The sequence below is a fragment of the Variovorax sp. P2_H12 genome, assembly GCF_056403395.1.
Genome location: NZ_JBFUFO010000012.1, coordinates 1 through 12,143, shown reverse-complemented (window position 1 = coordinate 12,143; position 12,143 = coordinate 1). Strand labels below are relative to the sequence as shown.

The window sequence follows — 12,143 nt, the reverse complement described above, 5'->3', positions numbered from 1 at the left end:
AATCTTCTCGAAAAATAGGGGTCGTGACGCTGAATTCTCCTGTGGGAGAATGAAAAGAATCTTCTCAAGAATCTTCTCATCGTCATGGAATCCCGCCATCGCGCCGTTCCCGACCGATTGGCCGCCGCGCTGGCGCGACGCCCGAGGGCCAGTGCGGCCGAACTGGCTGGTGGGATGGGCGTCAGCGTGCCGACCTTGCATCGCCTGCTGCAGGCGCTCGGCGACCGTGTCGTGAGCGGCGGCAAGGCGCGCCGCGCACGCTATGCCTTGAGGCGTCCGCTGCGCGGCGACCCTTCCGATCTGCCCTTGTACGAAATCGATGGCGACGGCCGGGCCACGCTCGCCGCGTGCCTGGCACCCTTGGCGCCGCAGGGCGCGCTGATGCCGATCGAGGCCGCCGGCTGGCCGGTGGTCGACGAGGCGCGGGACGGCTGGTGGGACGGGCTTCCCTATCCGCTGTACGACATGCGGCCCCAGGGCTACATGGGACGTCAGTTCGCGCGCGCGGAACATCAGCGGCTGGAGGTGTCGTCGGACCCGGGCGAATGGTCGGACGATGACATCCTGTTCGTCCTGAGTCGCAGCGGCTCGGACGTGAGCGGCAACCTGATCCTGGGCGACCTGGCCTGCGAGCGCTGGCTGCAGGCCAAGGGTTCGGAGCCCGAGCCGATCCCGGGCGCCAAGGTCGGCGCCGCCTACGTGCGGCTGGCCGAACAAGCCATCGCCCAGGGCGTGCCGGGATCGAGCGCTGCGGGTGAGTTTCCCAAGTTCTCGGCGCTGCGAGACCTGGACGGACAGGCGACGCCCCATGTGCTGGTGAAGTTCTCCGGGGCCGACGGCTCGCCCGCGGTGCGGCGCTGGGCCGACCTGCTGGTGGCCGAGCACCTGGCGCTGGAATGCGCCGCGACGATGCCCGGGGTCGAGAGCGCGCGCAGCCGCGTGGTCGCCCAGGCGGGCCGCACCTTCCTCGAGGTGGAGCGCTTCGATCGCCTCGGCAGCTTCGGCCGCAGCCGCCTCGTGAGTCTCGACACGGTCAATGCCGCGTTGATCGGGGAAAGTGCGGTCGACTGGACCCGCCTGGCGGCCCGGCTGGCCGGCCTCGGATGGCTCTCGGCGCAGGATGAATCGCGCATCCAGCATCTCTGGTGGTTCGGACGGCTGATCGCCAACAGCGACATGCATCTGGGCAACCTCAGTTTCCGGCCGCAAGGCGCCCTGGCGCTGGCGCCGGTCTACGACATGCTGCCGATGCTCTATGCGCCGCTGGCGGGCGGGGAGTTGCCGGGCCGGGCGTTCCTGCCACCGCTGCCCTTGCCCGCCCAACGCGCGTCATGGACCGCCGCTTGCGAGGCGGCACTGATGTTCTGGAGGCGGGTATCCGCCGACAGGCGCATCAGCGAAGCCTTCCGCAAGCTCAGCGCGAACAACGCCGTGCTGCTGCGGCAGCGCGCCGAGCAAGCCTGATCCACCGCTCCTATACTGGCCCGCCCAGCCCGGAGACGCCCCCCATGACCCTGCCCGCCACCACCCTCCAGCTTCGCTCCCTCGTCAGCCGCAACGGCGAACTGACGCTGTCCCTGACCGAGGAGGCGATCCCCCAGCCCGCCGCCCACGAAGTGATCGTGCGAGTCGAGGCCGCACCCATGAATCCGTCGGACCTCGGCCTGCTGTTCGGCGCCGCGGACCTGCGCACGGCCAAGGCGTCAGGCACGGCGTCGAGGCCGGTCGTCACCGCCAGCATTCCGGAGGCCGCGAGGAAGAGCATGGCCGGACGCCTGGACCAGTCGATGCAGATCGGCAACGAGGGCGCCGGCGTGGTCGTGGCCGCCGGTGCCTCGCCGGAGGCCCAGGCGCTGCTCGGCAAGACCGTGGCGGTGCTCGGCGGCGCGATGTACACGCAGTACCGCTGCATCGCCGCCGCCCAGTGCATGCCGCTGGCCGAAGGCACGACCCCGGCCGAGGGCGCGTCGGCCTTCGTCAACCCGCTCACCGCGCTCGGCATGGTCGAGACCATGCGGCGCGAGGGCCACAAGGCGCTGGTGCACACGGCCGCAGCCTCCAATCTCGGCCAGATGCTGAACCGGATCTGCCTGAAGGACGGCATCGCCCTGGTGAACATCGTGCGCAAGAAGGAGCAGGAAGACATCCTGCGCGCGCTCGGTGCCAAGTACGTGTGCAATGCCGCCTCGCCGACCTTCATGCAGGAGCTGACCGATGCGCTGGTCGCCACCGGCGCCACCCTGGCCTTCGACGCCATCGGCGGCGGCACGCTGGCGGGCCAGATCCTGACCTGCATGGAAGTGGCGCTGAACAAGACCGCGGTCGAGTACAGCCGCTATGGTTCTCCCACCCACAAGCAGGTCTACATCTACGGTGGCCTCGACCGCGGGCCGACCGAGTTCACGCGCGGCTTCGGCATGGCGTGGGGCATGGGGGGCTGGCTGCTGTTCCCGTTCCTGCAGAAGATCGGGGCCGACGGGGCGGCGAAGCTCAAGGCGCGCGTGGCGGCCGAGCTCAAGACCACGTTCGCGAGCCGCTACACCGCGGAGCTCTCGCTGGTCGAGGCGCTGAGCCTGGACCGGATCGCGGTCTATTCCCGCCACGCGACCGGCGAGAAGGCCCTGCTGAATCCCAACAAATAGAGACACCCCCAGCGCCGCAGGCGCATCGGGGGTGTTTTGTGCTACCCCAGGGCGAGGCGGTTGCCGCCGCCGCTCGCCGTCTTGCGAGCACCGTCCGGGCCATAGAACAGCTGGACGCTCGATTGCAGGAAGTGCAGGGCGCGCTGCGTGAAATCGAGGTGCGAGTGCACCATCGAGCCGTTGCGCAGATTGCGTGCCTTGGCCTCTTCGGCCAGCGCCAGCAGGCAGACCCAGGCCTGGCGCGTGGGCTCGCCGGCGGCCGCCGCGGCCGCATCGGCGCCGTCCGGTCCGGGTTCGAATCCCAGCGCCACCTGTGCGGTCTCGCGCTGGCGGTCCAGCGTGGCCATGCGGTCCAGCAGCGCGACTTTCTGTTCGGTGAGCGCGGGCAGTTCGCCGAAGCGGGCATTCGCCATGGCTTGCTCTTCCTGGTCGAGGACGCCCAGGAACTCCTCGACGCAGGATTTTTCTGCGTGCAGGTAGAGCAGCATGGTGTTCATGGCTTCAGTCCAGGGTCGAGCAGGTCGCGCACGCTGGCCAGCAGGCCGCTGGCGATCCGCTCGGGGTGGACCTCGTAGCGACCGGCGCGGATGTCCTCGCGGATCGCCGCGACGCGGGCAGCGTCGAAGTCGCTGCCACCGGGCGCGCTGGGCATGGCGTGAACCTGTCCCGTGACCGGCGCCGCGGCGCCAGCGACACCGCTCGTGGAGGCGGCAGCCGCCTTGGCCGGGCGGTTGAAAGGCGTGGCCGAGGGGCCGGGGGGATCGATTTTCAAGATGATTCCTCAATGGGCTGACCCGTATATCGGCGGACGCAGCAAGAACTTTAGGCTGAAGTTTGCACAAATTTCGATCGGCAGCCCAGGTGGAAAACCAGACCGGTTCTATCTACTGGGCCAGCCGGATCTGCCCGTCTTCGGCGGCCACGCCGGTGAGCAGGCGGCCGTCGCGGGTCTTGGCCTGTACGGTCGCGCCGACCTCGGCCCGGGTCATGGCCTTGCCTTCGGTGCTGACCATGAAGCCCTGGCCTTGCGCCACCAGCTGCACCGTCTGGCCCTGCTGGATCACGACCACGCCGCGCATCAGTTCCCTGCGCAGCGGCGCACCGGCGGCGATGCGGTTGGCGGCCACCACGCCCTGCAGCGCCGAGGCGTCGGTGATCACCGAGCGCGGCAGGTCGCCGAGGTCGCCGCTGCGCTCGACCACGTCGGCGGCGCCCAGGGCCTCGCCCGCCTCGATCGCGCGCGCGGCGGCGTAGTAGCGGCCCTCGACGGCGACCTGGGCCGGCACGAACCGGGTCCAGGCGCTGTCGCCGCGGCAGCGCAGGCCGATGGAGATTCGTCCCCGGGGCGTCGTGCCGTTGGGCAGGAAGGCCTCGAAGTCCTCGCAGGCCGGCAGCGCGCCCGCGAGCTTCACGCTGAACGTGACCTTGCCGGGCAGGCCGGTGGTCTGCTTGTGCAGCAGCCGGTCGATCGCGGACCGCGCGCCCTCGGGCAGCGCGGGCGCTGCCGCTGCGGGCGAAGCGCCCGCGAGTGCCATCAGGCCGGGCAGCACGATGCGCGAAAGGCGTTTCCAGGATGGGCGTTGTGGCATGGGCGGTCTCTCGCAGACGCGCAGGTGCTTGAAGAGAGGGAAGCGCACCGGCGCCAGGTGATTCTAGGAATCGATCCCTCGGGGCGATGGCGCGAAGTACCGGCGAAATGCCCCTTTGTTCAGCCCATTGCAAACGCGATGCGTGCATAGACTCGCTTTCCATCAGTCGCCATGCCGTCTTGTGCGGACGCGATGCCAACCGATGGAACCACATGATCGACAAGCTCGATGCGGCACTCAGCTTCAACCGCGAGGCTCTCAATCTGCGGGCCCAGCGCCAGGAGGTGCTGGCCGCCAATATCGCCCACGCCGACACGCCGAACTACAAGGCGCGCGATTTCGATTTCGCGAGCCGGCTGACGCAGGCCGTGGAGCAGGGCCGGCAGTCGCAGTCCTTTGCGCTCGCGACCACCTCGTCGCGTCACATGGCCGGCGAGGCGAAGGCGATGCCCGACCAGGATCTGCTCTACCGCGTGCCGAGCCAGTCGAGCATCGACGGCAACACCGTCGAGATGGATGCCGAGCGCATCAACTTCGCCGACAACGCGCTGCGCTACGAGTCCAACCTGACGGTGATCGGCGCCAAGATCAAGACGCTGCTGGCCGCTGTGCAGCAGTAGGAAGACGAAAGAACGCCATGCCGTTTCCCAGCACTTCCATGAACATCTTCAACGTGGCGGGTTCCGCCATGGCCGCGCAATCGCAGCGCATGAACGTGACCGCGAGCAACCTCGCCAATGCCGAGAGCGCGGCCGCTCCCGACGGCCAGCCCTACCGCGCCAAGCAGGTGGTGTTCGAGGTCGCGGCCTCGGGCCGGCAGGACATCGGCGGCGTCAAGGTCGCCGGCGTGATCGAGGACTCGGCGCCCGCCAAGCTGGTCTTCGACCCCCGGAGCCCGCACGCCAATGCCGACGGCTTCGTCGCGATGCCCAACGTCAACGTGGTCGAGGAGATGACCAACATGATCTCGGCCTCGCGCAGCTACCAGGCCAATGTCGAGGTCCTCAACACCGCCAAGACGCTGATGGTCAAGACGCTGACCGTCGGCCAGTAAACAACATCCCAGAAAGCTTCCATGGCCATCTCCGATACCTCTTCCATTTCCGGCGCCAATGCAGCCAGCGCAGCGGCTGGCACCGCCGGCGCCTCCAATGCCGACAGCGAGCAGCGCTTTCTCAAGCTGCTGGTCACGCAACTCAACAACCAGGACCCGCTCAGCCCGATGCAGAACGCCGAGCTGACATCACAGCTGGCGCAGATGAGCACGGTGAGCGGCATCGAGAAGCTCAACAGCACGCTGTCGGGCCTGGTGAGCCAGACCGGCTCCAACCAGGTGCTGCAGGCTGCCTCGCTGATCGGCTACAGCGTGCTGTCGCCCGGCAACACCCTCGCCACCAAGGCGCCCGAGGAGGGCAAGGACCCGGCGGTGCAGGCCTTCGCGGTGCAGCTGCCCGGCTCGGCCGGCGATGTGCAGATCAAGATCGTCGACGCCACCGGCAAGACCGTGCGCACGATCGAGGCCGGCTCGATGACCGAAGGCGTCAACGCCGTCACCTGGGACGGCAAGGACGACGCCGGCAACGTGGTGCCGGCGGGCAGCTACAAGTTTGCCGTGGCCGCCAGCAACGGCGGCACCGCCGTCCAGGCCACGGCGCTGACCTTTGCCCAGGTGGCAGCGGTCAAGCAGGGCGCCAGCGGCGTCACTCTCGAACTGGCATCGGGCCAGAGCATCGGGCTGTCCGACGTGCGGATGTTCCTCTGAGGAGCGTCGCGCGTTTTCATCCGCCGGCGGCTTTCCGGCCGCGGGCCCTCTCTTCAATGCTTCGAACCAAGGATTCATCATGAGCTTTTCCCAAGGCGTCAGCGGGCTCGGCGTGGCCGCCGCGAACCTCGATGTGATCGGCAACAACATCGCCAACTCGGGCACCATCGGCTTCAAGTCGGCGGCCGCGACCTTCCAGGACATCTATGCCGGCTCCCGGATCGGGCTCGGCGCCTCGGTGTCGGGCATCGTGCAGAACTTCACGCAGGGCGTGACGCAGAGCAGCAGCCGTCCGCTGGACGTCGCGATCCTCAGCGGCGACGGTTTCTTCCGCATGTCCAGCACCAGCGGCGAAGTCATGTACACGCGCAATGGCCAGTTCACCAAGGACAAGGACGGCTACATCGTCAACGCCAATGGCCTGCGCCTGACCGGCTACGGCGTCAATGCCAGCGGCGGCATCAACGGCGGCACGCCGTCGGCCATCCAGATCCCGACCCAGGCCATGATGCCGAATGCGACCACCGGCGTCGATGCCGAGTTCAATCTCGACTCGCGCAGCACGGTGCCGACAAAGACGCCGTTCGACGCGACCGATTCGGCCACCTTCAACTACTCCAACGCCGTCGGACCAGTCTACGACTCGCTGGGCAATCCGCATGACCTGTCGGTCTACTTCGTGAAGACCGCGGCCGGCTGGGACGCCCACGGCACCTACGACGGCACGGCGATCACCGCCGGCGCGCTGTCCAGCATGACTTTCGGTCCCAACGGCAATCTCACGGCGCCGGCGGGCGGAACGATCGTCCTCCCGGCGAAGAACTTCGGGAACGGCTCGTCGCCGGTCAACATCACGATCGACCTCACCGGCACGACGCAGGTCGGCGCCTCCAACGGCATCAGCAAGCTGAGCCAGGACGGCTACACCTCGGGCGTGCTGACCTCGTTCTCGATCAATCCGGACGGCACCATCACCGGCAAGTATTCCAACGAGCAGTCCAAGCTGATGGGCCAGGTCGTGCTGTCGTCCTTCGCGAACCCGAACGGGCTCGAGCCGAAGGGCGACAACATGTATGCCGAGACGCAGGCCTCGGGCTCGGCCCTCACCAGCACCCCGGGCGAAGGCACCAAGCAGGGCTCGCTGGCCGCGGGCGCGCTCGAGTCCTCCAATGTCGACCTGACGTCCGAACTGGTCAACCTGATCGTCGCGCAGCGCAACTACCAGGCCAATGCGCAGACCGTGAAGACGCAGGACCAGGTGATGCAGACGCTGATGAACATCCGCTGACGCGCGGCCCTGAGCAGACGCAGTCCCTCACTACCAGGAGCACACAGTGGATCGAATGTTGTATGTCGCCATGAGCGGCGCCAAGCAGGCCATGGAACAGCAGGCCTCGGTCGCCAACAACATGGCGAACGTCTCGACCCCGGGTTTCCGGGCGCAGATCAACAACTTCCGCGCCGTGCCCGTGGTGGGCGAGGAAGCGCCGACGCGCGCCTTCGTGGCCGCGACCACCCCGGGCGCCGACTTCACGCATGGCCCGCTGACCGAAACCGGCCGCGACCTCGACGTCGCGGTGCGCGGCGAAGGCTGGCTGGTGGTGCAGACGCCGGGTGGCGGCGAGGCCTACACCCGCGTCGGCAACCTGCAGGTCGGTGCCGACGGCCAGGTGATGACCATGGGCGCGCGGCCGGTGGTGGGTGACGGCGGTCCGCTGGTGATCCCGCCCGGCTCGACCGTGACCATCGCATCCGACGGCTCGATCGCGGCGCGTGGCGCCGGCGATCCGGCGGTGGGCGTGGCCGAGGTCGGGCGCCTGAAGCTGGTCAACCCGCCCGTCGCCAGCCTGGTGCGCGGCGAAGACGGTTTGTTCCGCATGCGCGACGGGCTGCCGCCGGCCGAGGCCGATGCCAACGTGGTGGTCGCCGCCGGCATGGTCGAGGGCAGCAACGTCAATCCGGTCGAGGCCATGGTGGCCATGATCGCCAACGGTCGCAGCTTCGAGATGCAGATGAAGTCGATCCAGACCGCCGACACCAACGCGCAGTCGGCCAACAAGCTGCTGGCCTACGGCTGAGCCGCAACACCCCCGCAGGAGTAATTCAATGATTCGTTCCCTCTACGTGGCCAAGACCGGCCTCGAAGCCCAGCAGACGCAGCTCGACGTGGTGTCGAACAACCTGGCCAACGTCGGCACCACCGGCTTCAAGCGCAGCCGCGCGGTGTTCGAGGACCTGATGTACCAGAACCTGCGCCAGGTCGGCGGCCAGACCTCCGACCAGACCCGCCTGCCCTCGGGCCTGCAGGTCGGCACCGGCGTGCACGTGGTCGCCACCGAGCGCATCCACGCGCAGGGCAACATGACCAAGACCGACAACCCGAAGGACGTGGCGATCAACGGCGCGGGCTTCTTCCAGGTGCTGATGCCGGACGGCACCACCTCCTACTCGCGCGACGGTTCCTTCCAGACCGATCGGGACGGCCAGCTCGTGACCGCCAGCGGCTTCACGATCCAGCCGGCGATCACGATCCCGCAGAACGCGACCAGCATGACCGTCGGCCGCGACGGCATCGTCACGGTCACCCAGGCCGGCAGCACGGCCACGGTGCAGGTCGGTCAATTGCAATTGGCCACCTTCCTGAATCCGGCTGGCCTCGAGAGCAAGGGCGAGAACCTCTACAACGAAACCGATTCGTCCGGTGCGCCGAATCTCGTGAACCCGGGACTCGACGGCGCCGGCATCCTGAGCCAGGGCTATGTCGAGGCCTCGAACGTCAACGTGGTCGAGGAACTGGTCAACATGATCGCGACGCAGCGCGCCTACGAGATCAACAGCAAGGCGGTCCAGAGCTCCGACCAGATGCTGCAAAGGCTGGCGCAACTGTGATCACCCCCAGGCTTGCCCACTTCGTGTGGCCGCCCACCCCCTCGCCGGGGGCAACACCAGCGGGCCGGCAAAGCCGGTTCCGCGGTGTTCCTGGAATGGGACCGCTGCTTGCGATGGGTGCGGTGCTGCTGGCCACGGGCTGCGCGCAGATCCCGCGCGATCCGCTGGTGCACCAGCCGATGACGGCGCGTGCGGAACCGCAGGCGATCTCGCCGGCGCGCGAAGCCAGTGGCTCGATCTTCCAGGAAACGAATCGCAGCGTCGCGCTGTTCGAGGACCGCCGGCCACGCAACGTCGGCGACATCCTGACCATCGTCATCAGCGAGAGGCTCAACGCCAGCAAGAACTCCGGCGCCAACGCGAGCCGCGACGGCAGCGTCTCGGCGGCCTTCGACTCGATTCCCAAGGTGCTGGGCGGACTGCTGCGCGACCAGGACGCCAAGCTCTCGGGCAAGAACGCACTCGTCGCCAAGGGCGGTGCCAACGCGGCCAACACCTTCACCGGCGTGATCACGGTCACGGTCGTGGACGTGCTGGGCAACGGCAACCTGCTGGTCAGCGGCGAGAAGCAGATGGGTATCAACCAGGGCACCGAGTTCATCCGCTTCTCGGGCGTGGTGAACCCGCGCACGGTGACCGGCAACAACACCGTGCTGTCGACACAGGTGGCCGACGCGCGCATCGAATACACGGCCAAGGGCTACATCGACGAGGCGCAGCACATGGGCTGGATGCAGAGAATTTTCCTGAACGTGATGCCCTTCTGACCATGACACATTCCCTGTCCAGTCCACCTCGCGTGGCCACCCATTCGCAGGACGGCGCGCCGGCGCCGCGGCGCTCCCGGATCCCGGCCTTCGTCAAGGCGGCAGCCGGCGTCGGCTTCGCGGTGCTGTTCGCGCTTTGCCTGCCTCCGCCCGCGAAGGCCGAGCGCCTGAAGGAGCTCGCCAGCATCCAGGGCGTGCGCGACAACGCCCTGATCGGCTACGGCCTGATGGTGGGCCTCGACGGCACCGGGGACCAGACCATGCAGACGCCGTTCACGACCCAGAGCCTGAACAACATGCTGCAGCAGCTCGGCATCACGATCCCGCAGGGCGTGAACATGCAGCTCAAGAACGTCGCCGCGGTGATGGTCACGGCCACGCTGCCGTCGTTCGCGCGGCCGGGACAGACCATCGACGTCACCGTGTCCTCGATGGGCAACGCCAAGAGCCTGCGCGGCGGCACCTTGCTGATGACGCCGCTCAAGGGCGTGGACGGCGCGGTGTACGCGATCGCCCAGGGCAACATGGTGGTCGGCGGCGCCGGCGCCTCGGCCAACGGCAGCAAGGTCCAGATCAACCAGCTCAGTTCGGGCCGCATTCCCGCCGGCGGGACCGTCGAGCGCGTGGTCGAAGCCGCGGTCGGCGGCGACGGCGGTCTCACGCTCGAACTGATGCGCTCCGACTTCGGCACCGCGCAGCGCGCGGTCGAGGCGATCGACCGCCAGTTCGGCAGCGGCACGGCCGAGGCGGTCGACGCCCGCGTGATCCGCGTGCGGGCGCCTGCCTCCGCGCAGGCGCGGGTCGGATTCCTGGCCCGCCTCGAAGGCCTGGAAGTCACGCCGACGCAGGCGGTGGCCCGGGTCGTGATCAACGCGCGCACCGGCTCGGTGGTGATGAACCAGGCGGTGCGGGTGAACGACTGCGCGATCGCGCACGGCAGCCTGTCGGTGGTCATCAACACCGAGCCGGTGGTGAGCCAGCCGGGGCCGTTCTCGAGTGGCCGCACGGTCGCCTCGCAGGTCTCGGAGATCTCGATCAACCAGCCCGGCGGCGCGCTGCAGATGGTGCGCGGCGGCGCCTCGCTGGCCGACGTGATCAAGGGGCTCAACTCCCTGGGCGCGAATCCGATGGATCTGGTGTCGATCCTGCAAGCCATGAAGACGGCCGGTGCCCTGCGCGCCGAGCTCGAGATCATCTGAGGCCGGACATGGCGATCTCCGCAGCCAATTCAGGGTCGGGCAGCGACGCGGCCAGCCGCGCCGGCGCGCTGGACCAGCGCTTCGCGCTCGATGTCCAGGGTGTCGATGCGCTGCGGCGCACCGTGCGCACCTCGCCCGAGGAGGGCCTCAAGCAGGTCTCGCGGCAGTTCGAGGCCATGTTCATGAACATGGTGCTCAAGAGCATGCGCGAGGCGACGCCGTCGAGCGGCCTGCTCGATGGACAGAACGAGAAGATCTACACGTCGATGCTGGACCAGCAGCTGTCGCAGAACCTTTCGGGCCGCGGCCTGGGGCTGGCCGAGGCGATGCTGGCGCAGCTGCAGCGGGCGGCCTCTGCCGGCGCGGGCGATGGCGATCCGAATCCGGCCGGCCTGTCGCTGGCGCCGCGCGGCGGCCTGCCGCTGTCGCCGCAGGCCGGCATCCCGCTTGGCTCCTCGCCTTCGACGCCGACCGGCCGCGTCGACCTGAGCGCCTACCAGGTCAACAACGACCGCTCGGGCGGTGCGGCTGGGGCGGTCGCGTCGTTGCAGGGCCACGTCGACAGCTTCGTCAACCGCATGGGCGCCTCGGCGCAGGCCGCGAGTGCCGCCAGCGGCGTGCCGGCCCCGCTGATCCTGGCGCAGGCCGCGCTCGAATCCGGCTGGGGCAAGCGCGAGATCCGCGCCGACGACGGCACGCAGAGCTTCAACCTGTTCGGCATCAAGGCCGATCGCAGCTGGCAGGGACCGGTGGTCGAGACCACCACCACCGAATACGTGGATGGCGAGCCGCAGCGCATCCGCGCGAAGTTCAGGGCCTACGGCTCCTACGAGGAAGCCTTCACCGACTACGCGCGCTTCATGACCCGCAATCCGCGCTACGCCAACGTGCTGGCGACCAACGACCCGACCGAAGCCGCGCACGGTCTGCAGCGCGCGGGCTACGCGACCGATCCGCAGTACGGCCAGAAACTGGTTCGCATCATGCAGAAGTTCGTCTGAGCGCCGGCGCGAGCACGGCGTTCCTCGTTCGAACAACCCTTCACAGCCCAAAGGAATCCCATGGCAGAGATCACGAGCCTTCAAACACATGCGGGTGGCGCTGCCTCCGCGGCCCTCGCGAACGCGAACCGGCTGGAGGTGGTCACCTTCACGCTGGGCGAGGAGGAATACGGCATCGACATCCAGCGGGTGCAGGAGCTGCGCGGGTACGACGCGGTGACGCGGATCGCGAACGCGCCGGAGTACATCAAGGGGGTGGTGAACCTGCGCGGGATCATCGTTCCGATCATCGAC

The 12,143-nt window shown here is 68.4% G+C and carries 15 protein-coding genes; 12 read left to right on the top strand and 3 right to left on the bottom strand.

Going from position 1 to position 12,143, the window contains the following annotated elements:
- Nucleotides 1–84: 84 nt before the first annotated feature.
- Together yjjJ and AC1DYK_RS10360 are read left to right on the top strand one after the other, a co-directional pair.
- Complete coding sequence (gene yjjJ, locus AC1DYK_RS10365) at nt 85–1,464, top strand: type II toxin-antitoxin system HipA family toxin YjjJ (protein WP_478166205.1); 1,380 nt, start codon at nt 85–87, stop codon at nt 1,462–1,464.
- 44 nt (nt 1,465–1,508) lie between these two features.
- The gene (locus tag AC1DYK_RS10360) at nt 1,509–2,642 is read left to right on the top strand and encodes a zinc-binding dehydrogenase (protein ID WP_478166204.1); all 1,134 of its coding nucleotides are present in this window, start codon (nt 1,509–1,511) and stop codon (nt 2,640–2,642) included.
- Between the two features lie 41 nt (nt 2,643–2,683).
- Here AC1DYK_RS10360 and AC1DYK_RS10355 read toward each other — a convergent pair whose 3' ends face one another.
- The 3 genes from AC1DYK_RS10355 to flgA all read right to left on the bottom strand — a co-directional run bounded on the left by AC1DYK_RS10355 (nt 2,684) and on the right by flgA (nt 4,231).
- Complete coding sequence (locus tag AC1DYK_RS10355; RefSeq protein ID WP_478166203.1) at nt 2,684–3,139, bottom strand: flagella synthesis protein FlgN; 456 nt, start codon at nt 3,137–3,139, stop codon at nt 2,684–2,686.
- Nucleotides 3,136–3,414 (bottom strand): flagellar biosynthesis anti-sigma factor FlgM, encoded by a 279-nt coding sequence (flgM, locus tag AC1DYK_RS10350; RefSeq protein WP_478166202.1) that lies wholly within the window; start codon nt 3,412–3,414, stop codon nt 3,136–3,138. Before flgM ends, AC1DYK_RS10355 begins: the two co-directional genes overlap by 4 nt.
- 112 nt (nt 3,415–3,526) lie before the next feature.
- Entirely contained in the window at nt 3,527–4,231 is a 705-nt protein-coding gene (gene flgA / locus AC1DYK_RS10345) for a flagellar basal body P-ring formation chaperone FlgA (RefSeq protein WP_478166201.1), read from the bottom strand.
- A 212-nt stretch (nt 4,232–4,443) separates the two neighbouring features.
- Here flgA and flgB point away from each other — a divergent pair, with 212 nt between their 5' ends.
- The 10 genes from flgB to AC1DYK_RS10295 form a co-directional block, all read left to right on the top strand.
- On the top strand, nt 4,444–4,851 hold the full coding sequence (gene flgB / locus AC1DYK_RS10340; protein WP_478166200.1) for a flagellar basal body rod protein FlgB: 408 nt from the start codon (nt 4,444–4,446) through the stop codon (nt 4,849–4,851).
- Between the two features lie 38 nt (nt 4,852–4,889).
- Entirely contained in the window at nt 4,890–5,285 is a 396-nt protein-coding gene (gene flgC / locus AC1DYK_RS10335) for a flagellar basal body rod protein FlgC (protein WP_478166311.1), read from the top strand.
- Between the two features lie 21 nt (nt 5,286–5,306).
- The gene (locus AC1DYK_RS10330; RefSeq protein ID WP_478166199.1) at nt 5,307–5,993 is read left to right on the top strand and encodes a flagellar hook assembly protein FlgD; all 687 of its coding nucleotides are present in this window, start codon (nt 5,307–5,309) and stop codon (nt 5,991–5,993) included.
- A 79-nt stretch (nt 5,994–6,072) separates the two neighbouring features.
- Complete coding sequence (gene flgE / locus AC1DYK_RS10325; RefSeq protein WP_478166198.1) at nt 6,073–7,281, top strand: flagellar hook protein FlgE; 1,209 nt, start codon at nt 6,073–6,075, stop codon at nt 7,279–7,281.
- A 46-nt stretch (nt 7,282–7,327) separates the two neighbouring features.
- Nucleotides 7,328–8,071 (top strand): flagellar basal-body rod protein FlgF, encoded by a 744-nt coding sequence (gene flgF, locus AC1DYK_RS10320; RefSeq protein ID WP_478166197.1) that lies wholly within the window; start codon nt 7,328–7,330, stop codon nt 8,069–8,071.
- Nucleotides 8,072–8,099: 28 nt separating this feature from the next.
- Complete coding sequence (flgG, locus tag AC1DYK_RS10315) at nt 8,100–8,882, top strand: flagellar basal-body rod protein FlgG (protein ID WP_478166196.1); 783 nt, start codon at nt 8,100–8,102, stop codon at nt 8,880–8,882.
- A 95-nt stretch (nt 8,883–8,977) separates the two neighbouring features.
- Nucleotides 8,978–9,649, top strand: coding sequence for a flagellar basal body L-ring protein FlgH (locus AC1DYK_RS10310; protein ID WP_478166195.1), 672 nt, complete (start codon nt 8,978–8,980; stop codon nt 9,647–9,649).
- 2 nt (nt 9,650–9,651) lie between these two features.
- Nucleotides 9,652–10,848, top strand: a complete 1,197-nt coding sequence (locus tag AC1DYK_RS10305; RefSeq protein ID WP_478166194.1) for a flagellar basal body P-ring protein FlgI — start codon at nt 9,652–9,654, stop codon at nt 10,846–10,848.
- 8 nt (nt 10,849–10,856) lie between these two features.
- The gene (gene flgJ, locus AC1DYK_RS10300) at nt 10,857–11,849 is read left to right on the top strand and encodes a flagellar assembly peptidoglycan hydrolase FlgJ (protein ID WP_478166193.1); all 993 of its coding nucleotides are present in this window, start codon (nt 10,857–10,859) and stop codon (nt 11,847–11,849) included.
- A 60-nt stretch (nt 11,850–11,909) separates the two neighbouring features.
- Nucleotides 11,910–12,143, top strand: a 234-nt coding sequence (locus AC1DYK_RS10295) for a chemotaxis protein CheW (protein WP_478166192.1), incomplete at its 3' end; no start/stop codon positions are given.

Coding starts and splice junctions, on each gene's coding strand:
- flgA (WP_478166201.1), bottom strand. CDS start 4,231: ATGCCACAACGCCCATCCTGGAAACGCCTTTCGCGCATCGTGCTGCCC.
- AC1DYK_RS10330 (WP_478166199.1), top strand. CDS start 5,307: ATGGCCATCTCCGATACCTCTTCCATTTCCGGCGCCAATGCAGCCAGC.
- flgB (WP_478166200.1), top strand. CDS start 4,444: ATGATCGACAAGCTCGATGCGGCACTCAGCTTCAACCGCGAGGCTCTC.
- AC1DYK_RS10305 (WP_478166194.1), top strand. CDS start 9,652: ATGACACATTCCCTGTCCAGTCCACCTCGCGTGGCCACCCATTCGCAG.
- AC1DYK_RS10310 (WP_478166195.1), top strand. CDS start 8,978: ATGGGACCGCTGCTTGCGATGGGTGCGGTGCTGCTGGCCACGGGCTGC.
- flgG (WP_478166196.1), top strand. CDS start 8,100: ATGATTCGTTCCCTCTACGTGGCCAAGACCGGCCTCGAAGCCCAGCAG.
- yjjJ (WP_478166205.1), top strand. CDS start 85: ATGGAATCCCGCCATCGCGCCGTTCCCGACCGATTGGCCGCCGCGCTG.
- flgJ (WP_478166193.1), top strand. CDS start 10,857: ATGGCGATCTCCGCAGCCAATTCAGGGTCGGGCAGCGACGCGGCCAGC.
- flgC (WP_478166311.1), top strand. CDS start 4,890: ATGAACATCTTCAACGTGGCGGGTTCCGCCATGGCCGCGCAATCGCAG.
- AC1DYK_RS10360 (WP_478166204.1), top strand. CDS start 1,509: ATGACCCTGCCCGCCACCACCCTCCAGCTTCGCTCCCTCGTCAGCCGC.
- AC1DYK_RS10355 (WP_478166203.1), bottom strand. CDS start 3,139: ATGAACACCATGCTGCTCTACCTGCACGCAGAAAAATCCTGCGTCGAG.
- flgE (WP_478166198.1), top strand. CDS start 6,073: ATGAGCTTTTCCCAAGGCGTCAGCGGGCTCGGCGTGGCCGCCGCGAAC.